The following is a 22,517-nucleotide window of genomic DNA, read 5'->3' as shown; positions in this document are numbered from 1 at the left end:
GGGGGCTTCGCCGCGCTCCGGCGGGCCTGCTCGTGAGGTGGAGCGCGGAGCGTGGAACGACGGTGTCCTGTACGCCGGCGGACCGGCTTTCCGCGCGTCGGCATGGTGGCCGCACGCATAACCGGCCCTCGAACTGTGTGGTCCCGTCACATGTGCACCTGACCTGCGGATTCCTACGGTGTGGCGACACGCAAACGTCCCCGTCACACCCCAGGAAGTGGTGCCGATGTCGTCGCCCTCAGCCGCTCCACCAGCCTCCGCCGGCCTCAAGCGCGTCGTCGCCGCGTCCCTCGTCGGCACCACGATCGAGTGGTACGACTACTTCCTCTACGGCTCCGCCGCCGCCCTCGTCTTCGGCCGGGTCTTCTTCCCGGAGTCCGACCCGCTCACCGGCACCCTGCTCTCCTTCCTCACCTACGCCATCGGCTTCGCCGCCCGCCCCGTCGGCGCCGTCGTCTTCGGTCACTTCGGCGACCGCATGGGGCGCAAGAAGCTGCTGGTGATCAGCCTGCTGATGATGGGCGGCTCCACCACCCTGATCGGCTGCGTCCCCGGCTACGACACGCTGGGCGTCGCCGCTCCCCTGCTGCTCACCACGCTGCGCCTGATCCAGGGCTTCGCGCTGGGCGGGGAATGGGGCGGGGCGGTCCTGCTGGTGTCCGAGCACGGCGACGCCGGGCGCCGCGGCTTCTGGGCCTCGTGGCCGCAGGGCGGCGCACCCGCGGGCAACCTGCTCGCCGTCGGTGTGCTCTCCCTGATGACCACCGTGCTCAGTGACGAGGCGTTCAACTCCTGGGGCTGGCGCGTGCCGTTCCTGCTCTCCGGCGTCCTGGTCGTGGTCGGCATGTGGATCCGGCTGTCCGTCGACGAGTCCCCGTTGTTCAAGCAGGCGCTGGCGCGGTCCAAGGAGCGCGAGGCGGAGCGGAAGGCCGAGCGGCTGCCGTTCGTCGCGGTGGTCCGCGACCACTGGCGGGACATCCTGGTCGCGATGGGCGCCCGCATGGCGGAGAACATCTCGTACTACGTGATCACGGCGTTCGTCCTGACGTACTGCGTGGAGCACCTCGACATCGCCAAGCAGACGGCGCTGAACGCGGTACTGATCGGCTCGGCCGTGCAGTTCTGCCTGATCCCGCTGTTCGGCGCCCTCTCCGACCGGGTCGGGCGCAAGCCGGTGTACCTGGTGGGCGCGATCGGGGTGGGGGTCTGGTCCTGGGCCTTCTTCGGGCTGCTGGACACGAAGTCCTTCCCGGCGCTCGTCCTCGCGGTCACCGTCGGACTGGTCTTCCACAGCGCGATGTACGCCCCGCAGGCCGCGTTCTTCTCCGAGCTGTTCGCCACCCGGATGCGCTACACCGGTGCCTCCATCGGCGCCCAGCTCTCCTCGGTCGCGGCCGGCGCCCCCGCCCCGCTGATCGCCACGGCGCTCCTCGGCTCCTACGGCTCCTCCGTGCCGATCTCGGTGTACGTCGCGCTGTCGGCCGTGATCACGGTGATCGCCGTGATCGCCGCCCGGGAGACCCGCGGCACGGACCTGGCCGCGGTCGGGCCGGACGACGGTGACGCCGGGGCTCGTGGGGCCGCCGGTCCGGTCGGTCCGAAGGAGACCGCGTCCACCTGATCCGCCCCGGTCACCTTCCGGGGCAATCCACCACCGAGGGGGCGGGCTTCCCGTCCCCTCGTGCCGTCGCGGTTGCGGGGGCTGCCCGCCTTCCTCACAATGGTCCGCCCATGCCCAAGAACCCGTCCGTCGCCGCCCACCTGCGCCGGCTCCTCGAACTGCTCGCCTCCGGCGCCCCCGCCGAGGACCTCGGCACCGTCGCCGCCGAGGCGCGGCGCGGCGGTGCGGGCGCCGACGACCTCGCGGAGGTCGAGCGGGCCACCCGGGCGGCGTTGCGCGTGCACAGCGCGCTGCGGCAGCACCAGCGCCGGGAGGCGGAGCTCACCGCCCTGTTCGACACCGCCGGCGACCTCGCGGCGCTGCGCGACCTGGACGCCGTGCTGCGGTCCATCGTGCGCCGCGCCAGGATGCTGCTCGGCACCGACACGGCGTACCTGACGCTGCCCGACGAGGAGGCGGGCGACACCTTCATGCGGGTCACCGACGGCTCCGTGTCCGAGCTGTTCCAGAACCTGCGCCTGCAACTGGGCGAGGGGCTCGGCGGCCTGGTCGCGCAGACCGCGCGTCCCTACGCCACGCCCGACTACCGCACGGACGAGCGCTTCCACCACACGCACAGCATCGACGCCGGTGTGCTGGACGAGGGTCTGGTCGCGATCCTCGGCGTCCCGCTTCTGCTGGGATCGGGGAGCGGCGGCAAGGTGATCGGCGCCCTGTTCGCCGCCGACCGCACGCCGCGCGCCTTCTCCCCGGACGAGGTCGCCCTGCTGTGTTCGCTGGCCAACCACGCCGCCATCGCCATCGACACGGCGAAGGCCATGACGGACGCGCGGGTGGCGCTGGCCGAACTGGCCGAGGCGAACGCCGTGATCCGGGAGCGCTCGGCCGCGATGCAGCGCGCCGAGGAGTCCCACGACCGGCTCAGCGACCTGGTGCTGAGGGGCGGCGACGTGGCCGACGTGGCCGCCGCCGTCGCCGACCTCCTCCAGGGCGACGTCACGGTGTTCGACGCGGGCGGGTGGCCGCTCACCCCGACCGCGCGCGGCACCGACCGCCCGGCCGGGAACACGGCGAGGGGCCGGAACGCCGCGCACGCCCCGGACGACGCGGGCGGCCCGAGCGGCGCGCAGGACCCGCGCGGCACGCATGGCGCGGATGACCCTGGCGGCGCGGACGACTGGGACGACTCGACGGGCACGGACGGTGCGGCTGCCCTGGTGCGGGCCGCGGAGGAGTCGCGCGCCACCGCCCACGCGGTGGTCCACGACGGGCGCTGGGTGTGCGCGGTGCTGGCCGGGCAGGAGATGCTGGGCAGCCTGGTGCTGTCGGGGCGGCCGGACCTGGACGGCCCCGACCGGCGCCTGTTCGAGCGGAGCAGCGTCGTCACCTCGCTGCTCCTGCTGCTGCGGCGCTCGGTTGCCGAGGCTGAGAACCGGGTGCGCGGCGACCTGATCACCGACCTGCTCACCGCGCCCGACCGCGACCCCGCCGGTCTGGTGGCCCGCGGACGCAGTCTCGGCATCGACCTGAACCGTCCCCACCTGGTCCTGGTGGCCTCCTCGGACGCGGACGTCCGCGACCGGCTGGCCGTCGCCGCCGTGCAGTACCTGTTCGGCGGCGACGGTGTCAGCGCGGAACACGCCGGTACGGTCATGCTCGTCCCGGTGGGCGGCGCCACGCCGGGCGAGGCGGCCCGCTCCGCCGCCGAGCAGCTCACCCACCTGGTGGGCGCCCCGGTCACGGTGGCCGGCGCCGGGCCCGCCGCCGGACCGCGCGCCCTCGCCGACGCCCACGCCGAGGCCTCGCGCTGTCTGCAGGCGCTGCAGGTGCTCGGCCGCCGGGGCGCCGGGGGCAGTGCGGGCGAACTGGGCTTTCTCGGCGTGCTGTTGGGCAAGGACCACGACGTGGAGGGCTTCGTCAGGGCCACCCTCGGCCCGCTGCTCGACTACGACGAGCGGCGCGGCACCCAGCTGGTCCGCACCCTGGCCGCGTACTTCGGCTGCGGCGGGAGCCTGACCCGGGCCAAGGAGGAGCTGCACGTGCACATCAACACGGTGGTGCAGCGCCTGGACCGCATCCAGGCGATCCTCGGCCCGGGCTGGAACAGCCCGGAGCACGCGCTGGAGCTTCAACTGGCGCTGCGTCTGCGACTGTTGTCCCTCAGCTGACGCCCGCCGCGGTCAGCAGGTGCTCGGCCACCACGCGGGCGCCCGCGTCGCCGACGACGATCGTGTAGTGGTTGGTCCCCGGGACGGGCAGGGGCCGCAGCGGTGTGCGGTCGACCCCGGCGGCGGCGAGCCGCTGTTCGTCGTACAGGCCCTGCGGCTCGTCCATCAGTCCGCGTTCCGCCCACAGGAGTGCGGCCGAGCGGGGCAGCCGGTGCACCGCGTCCGCCGCCTCGCCGCCGAGCTGGCCGGTGCCGTCGACGCGGACGGCGTCGAGGCGGCACGAGGAGCGCAGGGCGGGTTCCTCGCCGACCAGGTCGCGCTGGATGTAGGCGTCCACCCACGGCGACCAGGCTCCGGCGAAGGCCGGGTGGCGCTGCCAGAACTCCCGGTAGGCCGGACGGTCGGGGAACGTCATCGACAGCCGCCGCATGGCGGGACCGATCACGGCGGCGACGAGGTCGTCGGGGTCGAGGCCGGCCGGCACGGGGAAGCTCACACCGCCGTCCACCAGCAGCAGGGCCGACGGCAGGTCCGGGTGGCGTACGGCGGTCAGGGCCGCGGCGAAGGCGCCCATGGAGTGACCGGTGAGGACCACCGGGCCGGTGTCCAGCGCCCGCACCAGGGCGGCCATGTCGTCGGCGTGCGCCGCGATGCCGTACGGGCCGGGGAGCGTGCCGCTGCCGCCCCGGCCCCGCAGGTCAGGCGCGAGCAGGGTGACCCGGCCCGCGAGGTGGTGGGCGACGCGGGCCCAGGTCAGGCCGTTGGCGGTGATGCCGTGCAGGGCCAGGACCACCGGCGCGGCCGGATCCGCGGCCGGCCAGCGCAGGACGGCCAGTTCACCGCCGGCCACCGGCACCCGCAGTTCCTCGTACGGCGGGAAGCCGGGCTCGTCGGGCCGCGTGCCGTCGGGCGTGTGGGTCATGCTGTGGGAGCCTCCTCGCGGTCGGTCGCGGCGCGCGGGGCACGGGCGGCGCGCAGCCGCGCGGGCAGCCGGACGACACCGCCGGGCAGCAGGTATATCACCGCGACGAACAGCGCCCCGAGCAGGAACAGCGGCTGGGACAGCGGCACGCGCAGCACGGCGGGCAGGTCGGCGACGCCGCCGGAACCGGCGAGGTCGCCGAGCCGGTGGTCGGCCCAGGTGTAGAGGACGCCGCCGGCCATCGGTCCCCAGCGCGTGCCGGAGCCGCCCAGCACCACCATCACCAGCAGGGAGAGGGTGAAGTCGGAGGTGGTGGTCTGCGGGGTGGCGCCGCCGGTGAGCAGCAGGTAGACGATGCCGCCGAGCGCGGCCAGGGTACCCGCGAGCACGAAGGCGACCAGTTTGAAGCCGTAGGGGCGCAGCCCCAGCATCTCCACCCGTCGCTCGTTCTCCCTGATGCCCTGCCAGACCCGTCCGGTGGGCGAGCGGACCGCCCAGTGCACGGCGGCCAGGACGACGACCAGGTAGGCCAGCGCGATCCAGTACAGGTTGGCGGTGTGGTCGATGCCGACGAGCGAGGCGGGCAGCCGGTCGGCGGGTGCGGCCCGCCCCTCCTCGCCGCCGGTGACGCCGCCCGGGTCGCGCTGGACGAGGATCGAGCCGGCCTGCGCGAAGGCGAGGGTGACCATGGAGAACCCGATGCCGCCGACCCGCAGGCTGACCGCGCCCAGCAGGGCGGCCAGCGCCACCCCCGCGAGCAGGCCGAGTACGGCGGAGACGGCGAACGGCAGGCCCGCCTCCAGCATGACGGTGTTGGTGACGTAGGTGCCCGCGGCGAAATAGAGCGCGTGACCGAAGGAGAGCAGCCCGGTGCGGCCGAGGAGCAGGTCGTAGCCGGTGGCCAGGGCGCCGAAGAGCAGGCAGAGGGCCAGCAGTTGGAGGTTGCCGGGGCTGCCGACGGGCCCGTCGAGGATCCCCGGCAGGGGCAGCGCGCTGTACGGGGCGACGAGCAGCACCGCCAGCAGCGGGGCCGGCCACCAGCGGGCGGTACGGCGCAGCGGTCCTGCGAGACGGGGGTCCGCCGGGCGGACCGTGCCGCGCGGCTCGGTGGCGGTGGTCATGCGAGCCTCCCGGTCAGCCCACGCGGCCGGACGAGCAGCAGGGCGGCGAGCAGGACGACGACGGCGAGGTCGCCGAGGCCGTCGGTGGTGTAGTAGTTGGCGAACTGCTGGACGAGTCCGACCGCGACGGAGGCCAGCGCGGCGCCGGTGAGCGAGCCCATGCCGCCCATCACGACGACCACGAACGCGAAGATCAGCAGCGAGGTGCCCTGTTCGGGGTCGACGGAGCCGAAGTAGAGGCCGCCGATGGCGCCGCCGAGGGCGGCCGCCGCCCCGCCGATGGCGAAGACCAGGGTGAACGCCTTGCGTACGTCGATGCCGAGCGCGGTGACCATGGCCCGGTCCTCGACGCCCGCGCGGACCACGAGGCCGTGCCGGGTGCGGCCGAGGAACACCTTGAGCGCGGCGAGCACCACGACCGCGGCGGCGATCAGTACCAGCCGGTTCACCGGCACCTGGGCGCCCAGCAGTCCGAAGGTGCCGGACAGCGCGTCGGGTGAGGGGAAGGGCCGGGCGTCGGCGCCCCAGATCGCGGAGAGCAGCGCGGGCACGGCCAGGCCGACGCCCACGGTGGCCAGGATCTGTTCGCGGGGGCGGGTGTAGAGGGGGCGGATGACGGCGAGTTCGAGGACGACCGCGGCGGCCGTGCCCACCAGGGTGCCGAAGGCGACGGCGAGGACGAAGCCGGGACCGCCGGGACCGGCGCCGGGGAGGTGCCCGGAGGCGGCCCACCAGGTGCCGTAGGCGCCGATGGACATCAGCGCGCCGTGCGCGAAGTTGAGCACGTCCATCAGCCCGAAGATGAGCGACAGGCCGGAGGCCACCAGGAAGTAGAGGGCGCCCAGGCCGAGGCCGGTGAGGACGAGCAGAACGACGGTGGACATCAGGCTTCCGCCTCCTGGTCGAGGACGGCCCCGGGCCGGTGCGCGTGTCCGACGCCGAGCAGCCGGCGGGCGGCGTCCGCATCGTCGAGCAGGCCGGCGGCGGGGCCGCGGTGGACGCTGCGGCCGTCGGCGACGACGACGCAGTGCCGGGCGAGGCGGCGCACCACGGCGAGGTTCTGTTCCACCAGCAGCACCGGCACCGCCTCGGCGGCGTGCTCCAGCACCCGGGCGACCTCGGTGACGACCTTGGGCGCGAGGCCCTTGGTGGGTTCGTCGGCGATGATCAGACGGTTGCCGTTCAGCAGCGTGCGGGCGATCGCGACCATCTGCTGCTGGCCGCCGGAGAGGGTGCCGGCGGGTTGCCGGGCCCGGGTGCGCAGTTCGGGGAAGAGCTCGTACACCAGGCCGTACGCGGGGTCGCCGGCTCCGGTCCGTTCGGCCAGCCGCAGGTTCTCCGCGACGGACAGGGCGGCGAAGACTCCGCGGTCCTCGGGGGCGTAGCCGATGCCCCGGCGGACCAGGGCGTGGGTGGGCAGGTGCGTGGTCTCCTCGCCGTCCAGCCGTACGCTGCCGGTGCGCGGGACGAGACCGAGGACGCCGCGCACGGTGGTGGTCTTCCCGGCGCCGTTGCGGCCGAGCAGGGCGGTGGTGCCACAGGCGGCGACGTCGAGGTCGACGCCGTGCAGGATGTGCCGGCCGCCGATGACGACCCGGAGGTCGCGCACGGTCAGCAGCGGCGGGGGGACGGCGGCGGCGGCCGCGGCGGCGTGGGCGGCGGCGTCGTGGGCGGCGGCGTCCGCGTCGTGGGCGGCGCTCACAACCCCTCCCCGAGGTAGGCCCGTTGCACGGTGGGGTCGTCCATCACGGCGTGCGGTGTGTCCAGGGCGAGCAGGGTGCCGTGGTGCATGACGGCGAGCCGGTCCGCGAGGTCCAGCAGGACGTCCATGTGGTGCTCGACCATGAGCACCGTGCGGCCCTCGTCCCGGTGCAGGGAACGGATCAGCTCGGTCAGTGCCGGCACCTCCTCGGCGCTGACGCCCGCCATCGGTTCGTCCAGCAGCATCAGCCGGGGTTCGCCGACGAGCAGCACGGCCAGTTCCAGCTTGCGCTTCTCGCCGTGGGACAGGACGTCGGCGGGGGTGCCGGCGCGGTGCGCCAGCTCGGTGCGGGCCAGTACGTCGGCGACCTGCCGCGGGTAGCCGTCGGCACGGCGCCAGACGCGGTACGAACCGCCTTCGGCGGCCTGGGCCGCCAGCTCGACGTGGTCGGCGACCGTCATGCCCGGCCAGAGACTCGACGTCTGGAAGGTACGCCCGAGTCCGCGCCGGGCCCGGGCGTACGCGGCCTCGCGGGTGATGTCGGCGCCGTCGAGCGCGATCGACCCCCGGGAGACCGGGTTGATGCCGCTGACCAGGTTGAACAGGGACGTCTTGCCGGCCCCGTTGGGACCGATGAAGGCGAGGAACTCGCCGTCGTGGACGTCGAAGGACACGGCGTCGACGATGGTGGCTCCGCCGACGGTCCAGCCGACGTCGCGCAGCCGCAGCACCGGGCCGGCCCCGGGGTGCGGGGCCGAACCGTCGGCCGGGGTGCTCTCGGAGGTGGTGTCAGGGGTGGTCATCCGCTCAGCCCGCCGTCTTCCGCACCGGCGGGGCGACCGACGCCATCGGAACGGTGTCGATCACCTCGGGCCGGGCGTCGGCGCCGGTGCCCTTCAGCCGCGCCGTGAACATGGGTTGCAGCAGGGCGTGGTCCTCGGCGCGGATCTGCTGCCTGCCCTTGGGACCGTCGAACGTCCAGCCCTCCAGGGCGTCGACCATGGCGGAGGTGTCGGTGGCGCTCCCGGACTCGATGGCGCGCACGATCATCTGGGCGGCGGTGAAGCCGTCGGGGCTGAACAGGTCGGGGGTCCCGCCGGCCTCGGTGATGCCGTCGAGCATCGCCTTCTCCACCGGGTTGTCACCGGCTCCCGGGAAGTAGTGGGCGAGGAAGGAGATCTTGGCCGCCCCGCTACCGAACACCGGGTACGACGCGGTGCCGGCGAGCCCGGTGACGACCTTGGCGGCGTCCAGTACGCCCTGCTGGTTCAGTGCCGTCCACAGCGCGGGGGCGGTGGCGCCGGCCCAGGCCACGAACACCAGGTCCGGACCGCCGGCCTTGACCTGGCGGGCGAAGGGGGTGAGGTCGGTGGCGCTGGGCGGCGCCAGGACCGAGCCGACGGTGGCTCCCTTCTTGCCGAGGACGTCCTTCACGGCGGCCACGTTGGCCTGCCCGAAGGCGGAGTTCTGGGCGAGGACGGTGACCTTCTTGCCCTTTGCGGCGCCGAGTTGCGCGCTGACGGTGAGGATATCCTGGTAGGACTGCCTGCCGGAGCGGAAGGTGTAGTCGTTGACGCCGGTGAGCGCGTCGGTGGCGGCGTCGCCGTTGAGGTACAGCACCTTGTTCTGGGCGGCCAGCGGGGCCATCTGGAGGGCAACGCCGGAGTCGGTGGTCCCGGCGATGATCCTGTGGCCCTTGCCGATGAGGGTCTTCGCGGCGGCGACGGCCTTCGCCGGATCACCGGCGTCGTCCTGTTCGGTGACCTCGATCGGGTGGCCGCCGGCCTTGTTCGTCCCGTGTGTCGCGTAGGCCAGGCCGGCCTTGAAGCCCTCCTCGTACTGCTTGCCGTAGGCCGCGAGCAGTCCGCTGCGGGAGTACACCAGGCCCACCTTGACCGGGCTGTCGCCGCCCGATCCGTCGGCCTCGGTGCCGGCCGTGCCGGCCGAGGAACAGCCCGCGAGCAGGGTCGTCGCGACGAGCAGGGTGAGCGCGCCGAGCGCTCTGCCGCTGGGGGTGCCTGTGACGCTGGAACGCATGATGACCGGCTCCTTGGAAGGTGAAGCGGCGCGTGGTTGCCGGAACGATAGGGGGGCCGCGCGGCGGGCGGCATGTGGCCGCTCACCGCTCCTGGAAACGCGGTCATGGCATGGGCGCACATGGCCGGGGGCGACCGCCGCCGCAAGGGGGGAGAACACCCGTCGAACGCCCATGGAGCGCCCGTCCCGTGCCCGCACGGCGCACCGGCGCAGGGCACGACGGCTCGTGTGCGAGAAGCACCCCGGTGCGGAGGTGCGGACGGAGAAGGAAACGGCATGGACAAGGTGGTGGAGTCGGCCGCACGCGCGGTGTCGGACATCCCCGACGGCGCGGTACTCGCGGTCGGGGGTTTCGGCCTGTGCGGCATCCCCTCGACGCTGATCGGCGCGCTCGTGGACGCCGACGCGACCGGACTGCGGGTGGTGTCCAACAACTGCGGGGTCGACGACTGGGGCCTGGGCCTGCTCCTGGCGGCGGGCCGGATCGCCCGGATGACGTCGTCGTACGTGGGCGAGAACAAGGAGTTCGCCCGTCGGTACCTCGCCGGTGAACTGGAGGTGGAGCTGACCCCGCAGGGCACCCTCGCCGAACGGCTGCGGGCGGGCGGCGCGGGCATTCCGGCGTTCTACACGCCGGCCGGTGTCGGCACGCAGGTGGAGGAGGGCGGCCTGCCCTGGCGCTATTCCCCGGACGGCCAGGTCGCGGTGGCCTCGCCGCCCAAGAGCGTCCGGGAGTTCGGCGGTCGCCGCTACCTGCTGGAGGAGGCCATCACCGCCGACTTCGCCCTGGTGCGGGCCGCGGTCGCGGACCGGCACGGCAACTGCGTCTTCCACGCGGCGGCACGCAACTTCAACCCGCTGTGCGCGACGGCGGGCCGCGTCACGGTCGTGGAGGCCGAGCGCATCGTGGCGCCGGGCGAGATCTCCCCGGACGCCGTCCACCTGCCGGGCGTGTACGTGGACCGGGTGGTCGCCGCCGACCCGTCCCTGGACAAGCGCGTCGAACGCCGCACGCACAGCGGCCCGCGCCCCGCCGCCACCGAGACCGCCGGGACCGCCGGCACCGAGGGGATCTGACCATGCCGCTGAACCGCGAACGACTCGCCGCCCGCGCGGCCCGTGAACTGCGCGACGGCCAGTACGTCAACCTGGGTATCGGCCTGCCCACCCTCATCCCCAACCATCTCCCGGACGGGGTGCACGTGGTGCTGCACTCCGAGAACGGCATCCTGGGCGTCGGCCCGTACCCGTACGCCGGTGAGGAGCACGCCGACCTGATCAACGCCGGCAAGGAGACGGTGACCACCGTCCCCGGCGCCTCCTTCTTCGACTCGGCGTTTTCCTTCGGCATGATCCGCGCCGGCCGCGTCGACGTGTCCGTGCTCGGCGCCATGCAGGTCTCGGCCGACGGCGATCTGGCGAACTGGACGATCCCCGGCAAGATGGTCAAGGGCATGGGCGGGGCGATGGACCTGGTCCACGGCGCCCGCCGCCTGATCGTCGTCATGGAGCACACGGCCAGGGACGGCTCCCCCAAGATCGTCACCGACCTGACCCTGCCCGCCACGGGCCGCCGGGTCGTCGACCGGATCATCACCGACCTGGCCGTCCTCGACGTCACCCCGGAGGGGCTCCGCCTGGTCGAGACGGCTCCCGGCGTCTCGGTGGACGAGGTCCGCGGGGCGTCGGACGCGGAGATCCTGGTCGCCGGGGCCGTGACACGGGGCTGAGGGCGGGCGCCGACCGGGGGTGCCGAGCCACCGGCTCACCCGGTTCAGAAGGCGTGCGCCATCAGCTCCGCGAACAGCGCGTGCTCGTCGACATCGAGGCCCCGCGAGCGGAACCAGCCGCAGATGTTGGCGCAGTCCCGCTGGAGGAAGGTCATCCCGTTCAGGTTGCCGACCAGGTCGACGATCTGCGGCAGGTCGATGATGACCAGCCTTTCACCCGCCGCCAGGATGTTGTACGCCGAGAGGTCGCCGTGCACGAGGCCGCTCTGCACCATCGTCGCGAGCGCGTCGGTGAGTTGCTCGAAGTAGGCCGCCAGCAGTTCGGGCGAGGGCCGGGTCTGGGCGAGCCGGGGCGCGGTCGCGACGGCGCCGTCCTCGTCGACGACGGTGATCCACTCCATGAGGATCTCGGTGCCGTCGATCTGGACCGGGTAGGGAACCGGCAGCCCGAGGTTCCAGAGCCGCACCAGCGCACTCCACTCGGACACCGCCCACTCGCCGGCCGCGACCTGCCGGCCGAAGGTGCTCTTCCGCTTGACGGCCCGCTCGTCGCGTGAGCGCTTCATCGAGCGGCCCTCGGTGTAGGACGCGGAGCGGTGGAAGGACCGGTGCTCGGGAGAGCGATACCGCTTCGCCGCCATGACCACGCCGCCGGCGGGGTCCAGCGGGTCGGCACGCTCGACGAGGTGGACGTCGGCCTCCTTGCCGGTCTTCAGGACGCCGAGCTCCGTGTCGATCGCGCCCTGCGAGGTCACCACCCAGCCCGGCCGGGGCTCGGGACCTCGGCAGAGGGGTTCGACGCTGAGCCAGGTCGACCAGCGCCGGCCGTCCTCCAGGTCGTCGTAGGAGCGGAAGTCGAAGACGAACCGGTCGTCGATGTCGCCCGGATCGTCCCGCGGCGGGACGTGGCGGCGGGCGTCGGTGGTGAAGTCGTCAGGAAAGGAAGGGTGTTGCGAGAGAGGGTCGCGAGACATCGCTGGAGGTGCTCCATGAGGCGTGAGGGAGTCGGTCTGCGGGCAGGCCGAGGACAGTCGTGGTCACGGTCGTGCCTCCTCTCGTGGAGCACCGGGCGGCTCCCGGTGTCCCGCCCATGGTGGGGGCGGGCGCGGGGAGCGGCAACCGAATAAAAGCGGGGCCGCGCCGGGGGGCTGCCGGGGCCCGGCAGGCCTCTGCGCCTTCGGTTCCGGAACAAGTGGGCGGCCTGTGGGACGCATGCCCGGCCGGATGGCGGCAGACGAGTCGGGCTGTACGCCGGGTTCTGTTCCGGAAGGTCCTCGCGGGCCTTCCGGCGACGGCCATCCATCTAGGGCCGGCGTTGCCACCGGCCTCCAGCGGTCTACCCGCGGACTCGGGCGGGCAGCCCTCGATCGTCCGCGCAGAGCGCGTGTTACGGCGCTCCTCTTGACCTTGCTCCGGGTGGGGTTTACCTAGCTGCCCAGGTCACCCTGGGCACTGGTGGTCTCTTACACCACCGTTTCACCCTTACCGGGGGCCGAAGCCTCCGGCGGTCTGCTTTCTGTGGCACTGTCCCGCGGGTCACCCCGGGTGGCCGTTAGCCATCACCCTGCCCTGTGGAGCCCGGACGTTCCTCGGGAAGTCCCGTGAGGGACTCCACGCGGCCGCCCGCCCGGCTCGTCTGCCGTGCCGACCATGGTACCCGGCGCACCTCCCGCCTCGGACCGGCGGCGGCCGTCGCGAGGACCGAGCCGGCCAGGATCAGGGAGAAGGCGACGCCGATGCCGAGGGTCAGCTCCTCGCCGAGGAGGAGGGCGCCCGCGGCGACGGCGACCGCCGGGTTGACGTAGGTGATGACGCCGGCGCGCACCGGGCCGACCTCCTTGATCAACTCCAGGAAGGCCACGAAGGCGACCGCGGTGCAGACGACGCCGAGGCCGGCCAGGGCCGCCAGGGCCTCGCCCGAGGGCAGGGTGGAGGGGCGGGTCAGGAAGGCGGCGGGGGCGTAGACGACGGCGGCCAGGGTGAGGCAGGGGGTGATGAGCTGGAGGGTGGGAACGTCCTTGAGGTGGCGGGCGGCTATCAGGGGGGCCGTGGCGTAACCGACGACCGTCACCAGCACCTCGGCCAGCGAGCGGGCGTCGCCGCCGGTGAGGTGCGGCACGGTGAGCACGGCGACGCCCCCGAGACCGAGGCCGAGTCCGGCGACGCGGCGGGCGCCGACCCGTTCCCCGGCGCCGAAGAAGCGGGCCAGGAGCACGCCGACGATCGGCACGCCCGCGATCAGCAGCCCGGCGGTGGAGCTGGACAGGTGCCGTTCCGCGTCCGTCAGGGTCCACCAGGGGCCGACGATCTCGATCAGGGCGAAGGCCAGCATGGGCTTCCAGTGGGTTCTCACAGTGCCGAGGAGGTCTCCCTTGCGCAGGGCGAAGGGCAGCAGGAGGGCCGCGCCGAGGGCGCAGCGGGCGAACACCACGCCGGACGGGGACACCTCGTCCACCGCCACCTTGATCATCAGGTAGGGGATGCCCCAGACCACTCCCATCAGGGAGAACAGGAACCAGCCGCGTGCAGTCATGCGGCGAGTCTCGGCCGCCTCACCGGGTGCGGTCTTGAACGCTGTTGCGGTACGCCGCCGGGGTCACCCCGAGAACCCGGCGGAACCAGCGGGTCAGGTGGGCCTGGTCGGCGAAGCCCACCAACGCCGCCACCTCGGCCGGGCGCAGGCCGCCCTCCAGGAGCCCGCGGGCCCTGGCCACCCGGTGCTGGGCGAGCCAGGCGTACGGCGGCATTCCCGTCGCCGTACGGAAGGCGCGCAGGAGTTGGTAGCGGGACAGGCCGAGGTCGGTGGCGAGTGCGGCCAGGGAGGGTGGGGCGAGGAGTTGGTCGACGAGCCGGTCGCGTACGACACGGGCGATGCGCTCGGAACCGGGGACGGCGTCGGCGGTCGCGCGGGCCGTGGAGTGGCGGCGGGCGAGCGCCGTGAGGAGCCAGGGCAGGCGGGACTCCGCCTCCAGGGGGTCGGGGCAGCGGGCCAGGTCGGTGTGCGCGGCGCGCAGGGCGGCGGCGAGTTCGGGGTCGTCGAGGACGGGCTCGCGGAAGTGCGGCGGGGCGGCGGCCCGGGTGCCGTCGGCGAGGAGGTCCGGGGTGGCGTACAGAGCGCGGTAGGAGTAGCCGTCGGGGGCGGCCGGGCCGCCGGTGTGCACCTCGCCGGGCTCCAGGACGACGAGGGAGCCCGGCCCGGAGTGGATGTGCCCGCCCCGGTAGGCGATGACTTCGAGGCCGCCGACCGTGACGCCCACCGTGAACTCGTCGTGGGCGTGCGGGGCGTAGACGTGCCGGTCGAAGCAGGCGGTCAGCAGGTCGACGGGCGGACCGGCCGCCCCCAGCCGCGCCCTCGTCCAGCGTGCCTGCTCACCCCGCGCGTCCATCGCCGCCCACCCCCTGCCCATACGGGATCAGAGGAAGTCGGCGGTGTCCAGGCCGGAGGAGGAGGAGCGGCCCTGGGGTGGGTGGAGGTCACTTCCCGCGCCAGTGGCCCTCGTACGGGCCGTCGAGCGGGCGCGGGAGGGGTACGCCGTACCCTGATCCGGGGGCCCGGAGCCTGTCGTGAAGGAGTACGTGTGCTTGTCCTGCTGCCGCCGTCCGAGGGGAAGGCCGCGTCCGGCCGGGGCGCCCCGCTGAAGATCGGGGCGCTGTCCCTGCCGGGGCTCACCGCGGCCCGGGAGGCCGTCCTCGGCGAGCTGGTCGAGCTGTGCGCCGGCGACGAGGAGAAGGCCCGCGAGGTGCTCGGGCTGAGCGAGGGGCTGCGCGGCGAGGTCGCCAAGAACGAGGAGCTGCCGGCCGCGGGCGCGCGTCCGGCCGGAGAGATCTACACCGGTGTGCTGTACGACGCCCTGGACCTGGCTTCGCTGGACGCCGCCGCCAAGAGGCGGGCCGCCAGGTCGCTGCTGGTGTTCTCGGGGCTGTGGGGTGCCGTGCGGGTGACGGACCGGATCCCCTCCTACCGGTGCTCGATGGGCGTGAAGCTGCCGGGGCTCGGGGCCCTCGCCGGGCACTGGCGGGCACCGATGGCCGAGGTGCTGCCGGAGGCGGCCGGGGCCGGGCTGGTCCTCGACCTGCGTTCGGCGGCGTACGCGGCGGCCTGGAAGCCGCAGGGCGAGGTCGCCTCGCGGACGGCGACGGTGCGGGTGCTGCACGCACCGACCCGGAAGGTGGTCAGCCACTTCAACAAGGCGACCAAGGGCCGGATCGTACGGAGTCTGCTGGCGTCGGGGACCTCGCCCGCGGGACCGGCGGAGCTGGTGGAGGCGCTGCGGGACCTGGGGTACGCGGTGGAGGCGGCCGCGCCCGCGAAGGCCGGGAAGCCGTGGTCGCTGGACGTGCTCGTGGACGAGGTCCACTGACCCGCCCTTTCGCCCTGCCCGAGTGGTGTTGCATGTACTGCAACGGTGATTGCAGAGAGTGCGTTTCGGCGGCACGATGAGGGCATGAGTTCTCCGCTGCCCTCCTCCCCCGCCGCCTCGGTGCTGGATCTCGCGCCCGTCGTGCCCGTCGTGGTCGTCGACGACCTCGCCGACGCCGTGCCGCTCGCCAGGGCGCTCGTCGCCGGCGGGCTGCCCGCGATCGAGGTGACGCTGCGGACGCCGGCCGCCCTCGACGCGATCCGGGCGATCGCCGCCGAGGTGCCGGACGCGGTGGTCGGCGCGGGCACCGTCATCACGGCGGAGCAGGTCGGGGAGGTCGTGGCGGCCGGGGCGCGGTTCCTGGTCAGCCCGGGGTGGACGGACACGCTGCTGGAGGCCATGCGGGCGTCCGGGGTGCCGTTCCTGCCGGGGGTGTCGACCACCTCGGAGGTGGTGGCGCTGCTGGAGCGCGGGGTGCGGGAGATGAAGTTCTTCCCGGCCGAGGCGGCGGGCGGCACCGCCTACCTCAAGGCGCTCGCCGCGCCGCTGCCGCAGGCGCGCTTCTGCCCGACGGGCGGCATCGGTCCTGACTCCGCCCCGGAGTACCTGGCGCTGCCCAACGTCGGGTGCGTCGGGGGCAGTTGGATGCTGCCCAAGGACGCGGTGGCCGGCCGCGACTGGGGGCGCGTCGAGGCGCTGGCCCGTGCCGCGGCCGCGCTCAGCGCAGGTGGGACGTCTCGTTGAACAGGCGGACGCTGGCGCCGCCGTCCGCGTAGTACGCCACCGCCGACAGGGACGCCGCCGACAGTTCCATCCGGAACAGGGACTCGGGCGGGGCGCCCAGGGCGAGTTGCAGGAACGTCTTGATCGGCGTCACGTGCGAGACGAGCAGCACGGTGCGGCCCGCGTACGCGGAGACGAGCCGGTCGCGGGTGGCGGCGATCCGGACGCCGGTGGCCGCGAAGCTCTCGCCGCCGCCGGTCGGTTCCGCGTCCGGGGAGGCCAGCCAGGCGTCCAGGTCGGCGGGGTAACGGTCGCGCACCTCGCCGAAGGTGAGGCCCTCCCAGGCGCCGAAGTCGGTCTCCCGCAGGCCCTCCTCCACCGCCACGTCCAGGCCCAGGCGGGCGGCGACGATGCCGGCGGTCTCGCGGGTGCGGGCCAGGGGGGAGGCGACGATCGCCTCGATCGTGCCGCGCCGGGCGAGGCTCGCGGCGACCTTCTCGGCCTGCTCCCAGCCGACCGGCGACAGGGACGGGTCGCTGCCGCCGCTCCCCGAGAACCGCTTCTGCGGGGTGAGGGGCGTCTCCCCGTGCCGCAGCAGGACGAAGGTGGCCGGGGCGCCCAGGTCGGGGGGTCCCCAGCCGGGCGAGGCCACGGCCTTCGCGGCGCGCACGTCGGCGTCGGCCGTGCCTGCTCCGGCGCCGGTGTCCCGCGCGTCCCCGGCGCCGGTGTCCCGCGCGTCCGTCCCGGCCGCTGCGGTCTCGCCGCCGGTCCGGGCCGCCTGCGCGAGGCGCTCTCCCGCGGCCTCGGTCTCTCTGCCTCCTCCCGCGGCGGCACCCGCGGACGCCGACGCGTCCACGTCGCGGCGGGGCCCGGCGTCACGACCGGTTGAGGCACCCCGCTCCCCCGCCCCGGAGACGACGCCGCCGCCGGGGCGCGCACCCGCGGCCGCCTCACCGCCCCCGCCGACGGCGGCACCGGCGGCCGACCCGTCACGGTCACCAGCGGGCCCGGCCTCACGACCGGCCGGAGCACCGTCCGCCGCACCGCGGCCCCGGACCTGGACGCGGGCGGTACCGCCCGCGTCCAGGTCCGCCGTCGACTCGGACGGCAGCCACTGCTCACCGCGCGCGCCCGCGTCCATCGCCTCGTTGGCCAGGCGGTCGGCGTGCTTGTTCTCCGCGCGGGGGATCCACTCGTAGGTCACGCGGCCGGGCGGGAAGACGCGGGCCGCCTCGGTCGCGAGGGGCTTCATGTCGGGGTGCTTGATCTTCCAGCGGCCCGACATCTGCTCGACGACGAGCTTGGAGTCCATCCGGACGTGCACGGCGGCGTCCGGGTCCAGCTCCCTGGCCGCGCGCAGGCCGGCCAGCAGGCCCCGGTACTCGGCGACGTTGTTGGTGACGACCCCGAGGTATTCGGCGGCCTCCACCAGGGTCTCCCCCGTCACCGGGTCCAGGACCACCGCGCCGTAGCCCGCGGGCCCCGGGTTGCCCCGCGACCCGCCGTCGGCCTCGACGACGAACTCCCGCGCGGGACGCGCCGCCCCATCCGCCACCGGACCGGCTCCCTACAGACCCGAGTCGGCCGTACGCACCAGGATGCGGCGGCAGTTCTCGCACCGGACGACCGTGTCGGGCGCCGACGAACGGATCTCGCTCAGCTCGGTGATGGCCAGCTCCTGGCGGCACCCCTGGCAGCTGCGCTGGTACAGCTTGGCCGCGCCGACGCCGCCCTGCTGCTCGCGCAGCTTGTCGTAGAGCTTCAGCAGGTCGTCGGGGACGGAGCCCGCGACGACCTCGCGCTCCTTGGTCACCGAGGCCGCCTCGCCGTCCAGCTCCTCGACGGCCGCGTCACGGCGCGCGGTGGCGTCGTCGATCTTGCCCTGGACCGCGCCGACCCGCTCGGTCAGCTCGGCGACCCGCTCCTGCGCGGACTCGCGGCGCTCCATCACCTCCAGGACGACGTCCTCGAGGTCGCCCTGGCGCTTGGCGAGGGAGGCGATCTCGCGCTGGAGGTTCTCCAGGTCCTTCGGCGAGGTGACGGCACCGGAGTCCAGGCGCTGCTGGTCGCGGCCGGCGCGCTGGCGCACCTGGTCCACGTCCTGCTCGGCCTTGGTCTGCTCGCGGGCGCAGTCGCTCTCCTCGGTCTGCGCGGCCACGAGCAGGTCGCGCAGCTGGGTGTGGTCCTTGGTCAGCGACTCGATCTCGGCGTGCTCGGGCAGGGACCGGCGCTTGTGCGCGAGCTGCTGGAGCCGCGTGTCGAGGCCCTGGACGTCGAGGAGTCGGATCTGGTCGGCGGGCGCGGCTTTCAGTTGGGGGCTCCCATTGTGTCGGAGGTCGGTGCGGACGCCGCGTGGGCGGTCCAGGGGTCGGTGACCGTCTTCGAGACGTGGACCCTGAGGTCCCAGCCGTTGCGGTCGGAGATCTCGTCGAGCTGGGCGGCGCCCAGCTCGCACCAGGGCCACTCGGTGGCCCAGTGCGCCGCGTCGAGCAGCGCGAGGGGACTGTGGGCGCGGGCTTCCGACACGGGGTGGTGGCGGAGGTCCGCGGTGAGGAAGGCGTCGACGCCCGCCGCCCGTACGTGGTCGAAGAGGCTGTCGCCGGAGCCGCCGCTGACGGCGACGGTGCGGACGACCGCCTCCGGGTCGCCGGCGACGCGGATGCCCTGCGCCGTGGCGGGCAGCCGCTCGGCGGCGCGGGCGGCCAGCTCGCGGACGGTCAGCGGGTGCTGCAACTCGCACACCCGGCCCAGACCGCGGCGCCCCTCAGGGTCGCCCGGGTCCGGCACCAGGGGCCGTACGACGTTCAGGCCGAGGGCGCCGGCCAGCGCGTCGGAGACGCCCGGGTCGGCGGTGTCGGCGTTGGTGTGGGCGACGTGCAGGGCGATGTCGTGCTTGATCAGCGTGTGCACCACGCGGCCCTTGAAGGTGGACGCCGCGACCGTCGTCGTCCTGCGCAGGTACAGCGGATGGTGGGTGACGAGCAGGTCGGCGCCCAGCTTCACCGCCTCGTCGACGATCTCCTGGACGGGGTCGACGGCGAACAGGACCCGGGTGACCTCCTGGTCGGGGTCGCCCACGACGGTGCCGACCGCGTCCCAGGACTCGGCCCGCTCGGCGGGCCACAGGTTGTCCAGCGCGGCGATGACTTCTGACAGACGGGGCACGCGTGCAAGGCTACCTGGAGGTTCTGTGCCGTTGTACCCGCAGCCGGGACGCCCGGCCGTGCCTGCCGCCGCGCCCTCCGCGTCACCGCCGCCCCGCGCTCCGCGTCCCCCTGCCCCTCGCTCCGCGTCACCGCCGCCGTGCCCTCCGCCGTGGGGGCCCGGCACAGCACACGCCGTGCCCTTCCTTCAGGCGAATCGTTCCTGTGACACACGTACGTGTGACGGGGCCCGTCGGCGGTCCCACGTCCGTGCGTGCGAAAACTAGCTTCGTCGCCGGAGGTGACCGAACGATGACGGCCTGTGCGATCGAGCCTTCGGCGGGCCCCGGCGACAGCCGGGCGCCGCGGGTGGGCTGCAGCATCACCGCGGAGGGTGCCTACGCCGCGCGTCTGACCCGGCGCGGGGAGAGCGGCGAGGCCTGGTACCCGGAGCGCTGGACCCTGGACGGCCCCGAGCCGTACGCGGTGCCGCTGCCCGGCCACCAGCCGGAGGAGCCCGGCACCGAGGTGCAGCCGATGGGCGACGGGCGGGTCCTGGTCCACCGCGTCGCGGCCGGCCGGCACGTCTTCGCGCTGCTGTACCCGACCGGACCCGGGACCGGTGAGCTGCCGCTCGGCGCGGTGGAGTGCCCGGCCGACACCACCGGACTGCGGCTGTTGCCGCCGGTTCCGGGCGGCGAGCGGGCGTACGCCCTGGCGGCCGGTCCGCGCTCGACGGTGCTGTGGCAGGTGGTCGGCGGAGCCTTCGGGCCGGAGCGCGTGGCCGAGATCCCCGGCCGCTGCTCGGGCGGGGTCTGGCTGGACCGCGCGGCCCGGATACTGGCCGTGGACCGGGAGACCGGCGGGCGGACCAAGGCGGTCGTGGTGGATCTGGAGCGGGGCGGCGAGGTGTCGCCGCTGCTGCAGATCGCCCCGGACAGCGACGACCGGATCCTGCTGGCCGACCCCGACAGCGGGCTCGTGCTGATCCGCTCGGACGCCCCCTCGCCGGGGCGGGAGCGGCTCGGCTGGGGCGTCCTCGGCAGCACGCTGCCGGTGCGCTTCCCGGAGTGCCTGCGACTGCCGGACTGCGTCGTGACGCCGTTCGCCGTCCAGCCGGGGCAGGTGCTGACGCCGGAACGCTGCGCGGTGGCCCTGCGCGTGGACGGGGCGTTCGGCAGCTGGGTCGGGGTGTGGCGTCCCGCCGAGCGGCAGGTGCGGCATCTTCCGGCGCCCGAGGGGTGGTTGACGGGCGCCGGGCTGTGGACGCCGGACGGCGAGCTGCGGCTGCCGTGCTCCACATCCCGGTCGCCGTGCGTCGTGGCCCGGTTGCTCCCGCCCGGCTCGCCCCGCACGGAAGGCACGGGGGCTGCGGACGGCGGGAACGCCACCGGCGGCACGGGCGCCCCCGGCGGCACAGGCGACGCGGGCGACGCGGGCGACGCGGGCGACGCGGGCGACGAACGGCCCGCGAATCCGGAGGAATCGACTCCGGGCGAGTCCGGCGAAAGCGGCACGGCGGACACCCCCGCGCCCGCTCAGCCGCGTCCCGTACCGCTGCAACAGGCGCCGCTGGCACGGCTTGTAACGAAGTAGTGCCGGTTGGCGTGGCCGCCTGGATCCGGCCCGAGGCGTGCCGGTTAGACTCGCCCGGCTGCAGGAAAGATCATGTTGACGGGGTGAATTCCTTCCGATGAACGACACCAGCACGACCCAGCCGATCCAGGCCGCCGGTGCCGACGTTTCCGAGATCGACACCGGGCACGGCAAGCACCGCGGGCCGGTCTCCAGCCAGGTGGGCGAGGCGACTCCACAGGGTCGCCACCGCAAGCCGGCCGAGGAGTCCGGGACGGCCGCCTGACGGCGGACAGGGCCCGCCACAGCCACCGGCACAGGCGCGGCGACAAGCGCCGGTGCAGGTACGGGCACTGGCACTGGCACTGGCACACGAAAGCAAGCGGCTCCGGCCCCGTTCGTCGCATCCGGCGGACGGGGCCGTCGTCGTCCCGCCCCGGCCCCGGATCTCGTCCTCGGCCCGGATCTCGGCCCCAGCCCCGGAACTCGGCCCCGGTTCCCGGCTCTCACGCGTACCGGACGACCGTGTCGGCGAGGACGGACGCGTCGCCGCGCTCGACGACGCTCACGGCCACCCGCACCTCCCGCATCTCCCGCATCTCCGGCACCTCCCGCACCTCCCCGGTCCGGGCGCGCGACCACATCCGCACCCGCAGCGTCTCCCCCGGGTACACGACGCCGGCGAACTTCGTGCGGTACTCCCGGACCCGGGTCACCTCGCCGTCCAGCAGCGTGTCGACGACGGCCTTGAGCGCGGCGCCGTACGTGCACAGCCCGTGCAGGACGGGCCGCTCGAAGCCGGCGCGCGCCGCGAAATCCGGGTCGGCGTGCAGCGGGTTGGCGTCGCCGGAGAGCCGGTAGAGGAGTGCCTGGTCCTCGCGCAGGGCCCGTTCGACGACGTGGTCCGGCGGCCCGGCGGGCGGTGGCGAGGGGCGCCCGGACGGGCCCCGTTCACCGCCCCAGCCGCCTTCCCCGCGTACGAAGACCTCGGCCTCGTCGGTCCACAGCGGGCCGTCAGCGTCGGTGACCTCGGTGCGCAGCACGAGGACGGCCGCCGTTCCCTTGTCGTACACGGCCACGACGCGCGAGGCCGCGCTCGCCCGGCCTCGCGGCGGAACGGGCCGGTGCAGGCGCAACCGCTGCCCGCCGTGCAGCACATGGGCGAGGTCGACGTCGACGCCGGGCGCGGACAGCGCGCCGATCACACCCGGGGCGCCGGCGCCGGCCACCGTCGCGAAGCTCGGCAGGACGTGCAGCCGGGACTCCAGGGTGTAACGCAGCTCGCGCGGGTCGGTGGCGGGCAGGCCGGCGCCGATGCCCAGGTGGTAGAGCTGGACGTCCTTGCGCTCCCAGGCGATCTCCCGGACCCGGGGTGCGGCGGCGAGTGCCTCGGCTGCGTCGACCGGCATGGCCC

General features: G+C 74.3%; 20 protein-coding genes, 1 other RNA gene and 1 pseudogene. 8 read left to right on the top strand and 14 right to left on the bottom strand.

Going from position 1 to position 22,517, the window contains the following annotated elements:
* The first annotated feature begins 226 nt into the window (after nt 1-226).
* Both ACIBCJ_RS09160 and ACIBCJ_RS09155 read left to right on the top strand, forming a co-directional pair.
* Nucleotides 227-1,621, top strand: a complete 1,395-nt coding sequence (locus ACIBCJ_RS09160) for an MFS transporter (protein ID WP_362098779.1) — start codon at nt 227-229, stop codon at nt 1,619-1,621.
* Nucleotides 1,622-1,731: 110 nt separating this feature from the next.
* The gene (locus ACIBCJ_RS09155) at nt 1,732-3,789 is read left to right on the top strand and encodes a GAF domain-containing protein (RefSeq protein WP_365979259.1); all 2,058 of its coding nucleotides are present in this window, start codon (nt 1,732-1,734) and stop codon (nt 3,787-3,789) included.
* Here the strand turns inward: ACIBCJ_RS09155 and ACIBCJ_RS09150 are convergent.
* From ACIBCJ_RS09150 to ACIBCJ_RS09125, 6 genes are all read right to left on the bottom strand, one after another.
* Nucleotides 3,782-4,711 carry an alpha/beta hydrolase gene (locus ACIBCJ_RS09150; RefSeq protein WP_365979258.1) on the bottom strand — a complete coding sequence of 310 codons (930 nt, stop codon included), beginning with the start codon at nt 4,709-4,711 and terminating at the stop codon, nt 3,782-3,784. The genes ACIBCJ_RS09155 and ACIBCJ_RS09150 overlap by 8 nt on opposite strands.
* Nucleotides 4,708-5,832 (bottom strand): branched-chain amino acid ABC transporter permease, encoded by a 1,125-nt coding sequence (locus ACIBCJ_RS09145; RefSeq protein ID WP_365979257.1) that lies wholly within the window; start codon nt 5,830-5,832, stop codon nt 4,708-4,710. Before ACIBCJ_RS09145 ends, ACIBCJ_RS09150 begins: the two co-directional genes overlap by 4 nt.
* Nucleotides 5,829-6,716, bottom strand: coding sequence for a branched-chain amino acid ABC transporter permease (locus tag ACIBCJ_RS09140; protein ID WP_365979256.1), 888 nt, complete (start codon nt 6,714-6,716; stop codon nt 5,829-5,831). Before ACIBCJ_RS09140 ends, ACIBCJ_RS09145 begins: the two co-directional genes overlap by 4 nt.
* Nucleotides 6,716-7,441 (bottom strand): ABC transporter ATP-binding protein, encoded by a 726-nt coding sequence (locus ACIBCJ_RS09135; protein ID WP_365979284.1) that lies wholly within the window; start codon nt 7,439-7,441, stop codon nt 6,716-6,718. The genes ACIBCJ_RS09140 and ACIBCJ_RS09135 overlap by 1 nt, the downstream gene beginning before the upstream one ends.
* Before the next feature lie 89 nt (nt 7,442-7,530).
* The gene (locus ACIBCJ_RS09130; protein WP_365979255.1) at nt 7,531-8,337 is read right to left on the bottom strand and encodes an ABC transporter ATP-binding protein; all 807 of its coding nucleotides are present in this window, start codon (nt 8,335-8,337) and stop codon (nt 7,531-7,533) included.
* Nucleotides 8,338-8,341: 4 nt separating this feature from the next.
* A complete protein-coding gene (locus tag ACIBCJ_RS09125; RefSeq protein ID WP_365979254.1) occupies nt 8,342-9,571 on the bottom strand; it encodes a substrate-binding domain-containing protein in 1,230 nt (409 codons plus the stop codon).
* Nucleotides 9,572-9,847: 276 nt separating this feature from the next.
* Here ACIBCJ_RS09125 and ACIBCJ_RS09120 point away from each other — a divergent pair, with 276 nt between their 5' ends.
* Nucleotides 9,848-10,648, top strand: a complete 801-nt coding sequence (locus ACIBCJ_RS09120) for a CoA transferase subunit A (protein ID WP_365979253.1) — start codon at nt 9,848-9,850, stop codon at nt 10,646-10,648.
* A gap of 2 nt (nt 10,649-10,650) precedes the next feature.
* Nucleotides 10,651-11,301 carry a 3-oxoacid CoA-transferase subunit B gene (locus ACIBCJ_RS09115; RefSeq protein WP_365979252.1) on the top strand — a complete coding sequence of 217 codons (651 nt, stop codon included), beginning with the start codon at nt 10,651-10,653 and terminating at the stop codon, nt 11,299-11,301.
* 44 nt (nt 11,302-11,345) lie between these two features.
* Here ACIBCJ_RS09115 and ACIBCJ_RS09110 read toward each other — a convergent pair whose 3' ends face one another.
* The 4 genes and pseudogenes from ACIBCJ_RS09110 to ACIBCJ_RS09095 all read right to left on the bottom strand — a co-directional run bounded on the left by ACIBCJ_RS09110 (nt 11,346) and on the right by ACIBCJ_RS09095 (nt 14,687).
* Complete coding sequence (locus tag ACIBCJ_RS09110; RefSeq protein WP_365979251.1) at nt 11,346-12,275, bottom strand: RIO1 family regulatory kinase/ATPase; 930 nt, start codon at nt 12,273-12,275, stop codon at nt 11,346-11,348.
* A gap of 257 nt (nt 12,276-12,532) precedes the next feature.
* Nucleotides 12,533-12,936: RNase P RNA component class A (gene rnpB / locus ACIBCJ_RS09105), an RNA gene on the bottom strand.
* Nucleotides 12,937-13,006: 70 nt separating this feature from the next.
* Nucleotides 13,007-13,834 (bottom strand): annotated as a pseudogene (locus tag ACIBCJ_RS09100) (DMT family transporter); the annotation flags it as partial.
* Between the two features lie 19 nt (nt 13,835-13,853).
* The gene (locus ACIBCJ_RS09095) at nt 13,854-14,687 is read right to left on the bottom strand and encodes an AraC family transcriptional regulator (protein WP_365979250.1); all 834 of its coding nucleotides are present in this window, start codon (nt 14,685-14,687) and stop codon (nt 13,854-13,856) included.
* A gap of 192 nt (nt 14,688-14,879) precedes the next feature.
* On the opposite strand from ACIBCJ_RS09095, the gene yaaA reads away from it, so the two are divergent.
* Entirely contained in the window at nt 14,880-15,662 is a 783-nt protein-coding gene (gene yaaA / locus ACIBCJ_RS09090) for a peroxide stress protein YaaA (protein WP_365979249.1), read from the top strand.
* Nucleotides 15,663-15,746: 84 nt separating this feature from the next.
* The gene (gene eda / locus ACIBCJ_RS09085) at nt 15,747-16,406 is read left to right on the top strand and encodes a bifunctional 4-hydroxy-2-oxoglutarate aldolase/2-dehydro-3-deoxy-phosphogluconate aldolase (protein WP_362098813.1); all 660 of its coding nucleotides are present in this window, start codon (nt 15,747-15,749) and stop codon (nt 16,404-16,406) included.
* On the opposite strand, the gene ACIBCJ_RS09080 is transcribed toward eda, so the two are convergent.
* Genes ACIBCJ_RS09080 through ACIBCJ_RS09070 form a run of 3 tightly spaced genes read right to left on the bottom strand, consistent with a single transcriptional unit; the run spans nt 16,381 to nt 19,550 of the window.
* Nucleotides 16,381-17,940, bottom strand: a complete 1,560-nt coding sequence (locus ACIBCJ_RS09080; RefSeq protein ID WP_399282106.1) for a histidine phosphatase family protein — start codon at nt 17,938-17,940, stop codon at nt 16,381-16,383. The two genes, eda and ACIBCJ_RS09080, sit on opposite strands and share 26 nt — an antisense overlap.
* Nucleotides 17,941-17,952: 12 nt before the next feature.
* Nucleotides 17,953-18,696: a zinc ribbon domain-containing protein gene (locus ACIBCJ_RS09075; RefSeq protein WP_166661667.1), complete on the bottom strand. Its 744-nt coding sequence runs from the start codon at nt 18,694-18,696 to the stop codon at nt 17,953-17,955.
* The gene (locus ACIBCJ_RS09070) at nt 18,693-19,550 is read right to left on the bottom strand and encodes a Nif3-like dinuclear metal center hexameric protein (RefSeq protein ID WP_365979246.1); all 858 of its coding nucleotides are present in this window, start codon (nt 19,548-19,550) and stop codon (nt 18,693-18,695) included. The genes ACIBCJ_RS09075 and ACIBCJ_RS09070 overlap by 4 nt, the downstream gene beginning before the upstream one ends.
* Nucleotides 19,551-19,840: 290 nt before the next feature.
* Here ACIBCJ_RS09070 and ACIBCJ_RS09065 point away from each other — a divergent pair, with 290 nt between their 5' ends.
* Both ACIBCJ_RS09065 and ACIBCJ_RS09060 read left to right on the top strand, forming a co-directional pair.
* A complete protein-coding gene (locus tag ACIBCJ_RS09065; RefSeq protein WP_365979245.1) occupies nt 19,841-21,124 on the top strand; it encodes a hypothetical protein in 1,284 nt (427 codons plus the stop codon).
* Between the two features lie 97 nt (nt 21,125-21,221).
* Nucleotides 21,222-21,389, top strand: coding sequence for a hypothetical protein (locus ACIBCJ_RS09060; protein WP_362098824.1), 168 nt, complete (start codon nt 21,222-21,224; stop codon nt 21,387-21,389).
* A gap of 220 nt (nt 21,390-21,609) precedes the next feature.
* Here ACIBCJ_RS09060 and ACIBCJ_RS09055 read toward each other — a convergent pair whose 3' ends face one another.
* Entirely contained in the window at nt 21,610-22,512 is a 903-nt protein-coding gene (locus ACIBCJ_RS09055) for a MaoC/PaaZ C-terminal domain-containing protein (protein WP_365979244.1), read from the bottom strand.
* Nucleotides 22,513-22,517: the final 5 nt, after the last annotated feature.

Origin of the sequence: Streptomyces sp. NPDC051136 (genome assembly GCF_044455745.1) — a bacterium.
Taxonomy (GTDB): Bacteria; Actinomycetota; Actinomycetes; order Streptomycetales; family Streptomycetaceae; genus Streptomyces.
Note: the sequence above shows the minus strand (reverse complement) of the source record. Positions and strands in the feature narration are given on the sequence as shown.

Coding starts and splice junctions, on each gene's coding strand:
- ACIBCJ_RS09120 (WP_365979253.1), top strand. CDS start 9,848: ATGGACAAGGTGGTGGAGTCGGCCGCACGCGCGGTGTCGGACATCCCC.
- ACIBCJ_RS09115 (WP_365979252.1), top strand. CDS start 10,651: ATGCCGCTGAACCGCGAACGACTCGCCGCCCGCGCGGCCCGTGAACTG.
- ACIBCJ_RS09055 (WP_365979244.1), bottom strand. CDS start 22,512: ATGCCGGTCGACGCAGCCGAGGCACTCGCCGCCGCACCCCGGGTCCGG.
- ACIBCJ_RS09060 (WP_362098824.1), top strand. CDS start 21,222: ATGAACGACACCAGCACGACCCAGCCGATCCAGGCCGCCGGTGCCGAC.
- ACIBCJ_RS09150 (WP_365979258.1), bottom strand. CDS start 4,711: ATGACCCACACGCCCGACGGCACGCGGCCCGACGAGCCCGGCTTCCCG.
- ACIBCJ_RS09145 (WP_365979257.1), bottom strand. CDS start 5,832: ATGACCACCGCCACCGAGCCGCGCGGCACGGTCCGCCCGGCGGACCCC.
- ACIBCJ_RS09110 (WP_365979251.1), bottom strand. CDS start 12,275: ATGTCTCGCGACCCTCTCTCGCAACACCCTTCCTTTCCTGACGACTTC.
- ACIBCJ_RS09065 (WP_365979245.1), top strand. CDS start 19,841: ATGACGGCCTGTGCGATCGAGCCTTCGGCGGGCCCCGGCGACAGCCGG.
- ACIBCJ_RS09095 (WP_365979250.1), bottom strand. CDS start 14,687: ATGGACGCGCGGGGTGAGCAGGCACGCTGGACGAGGGCGCGGCTGGGG.
- ACIBCJ_RS09160 (WP_362098779.1), top strand. CDS start 227: ATGTCGTCGCCCTCAGCCGCTCCACCAGCCTCCGCCGGCCTCAAGCGC.
- eda (WP_362098813.1), top strand. CDS start 15,747: ATGAGTTCTCCGCTGCCCTCCTCCCCCGCCGCCTCGGTGCTGGATCTC.
- ACIBCJ_RS09155 (WP_365979259.1), top strand. CDS start 1,732: ATGCCCAAGAACCCGTCCGTCGCCGCCCACCTGCGCCGGCTCCTCGAA.
- ACIBCJ_RS09140 (WP_365979256.1), bottom strand. CDS start 6,716: ATGTCCACCGTCGTTCTGCTCGTCCTCACCGGCCTCGGCCTGGGCGCC.
- ACIBCJ_RS09130 (WP_365979255.1), bottom strand. CDS start 8,337: ATGACCACCCCTGACACCACCTCCGAGAGCACCCCGGCCGACGGTTCG.
- ACIBCJ_RS09125 (WP_365979254.1), bottom strand. CDS start 9,571: ATGCGTTCCAGCGTCACAGGCACCCCCAGCGGCAGAGCGCTCGGCGCG.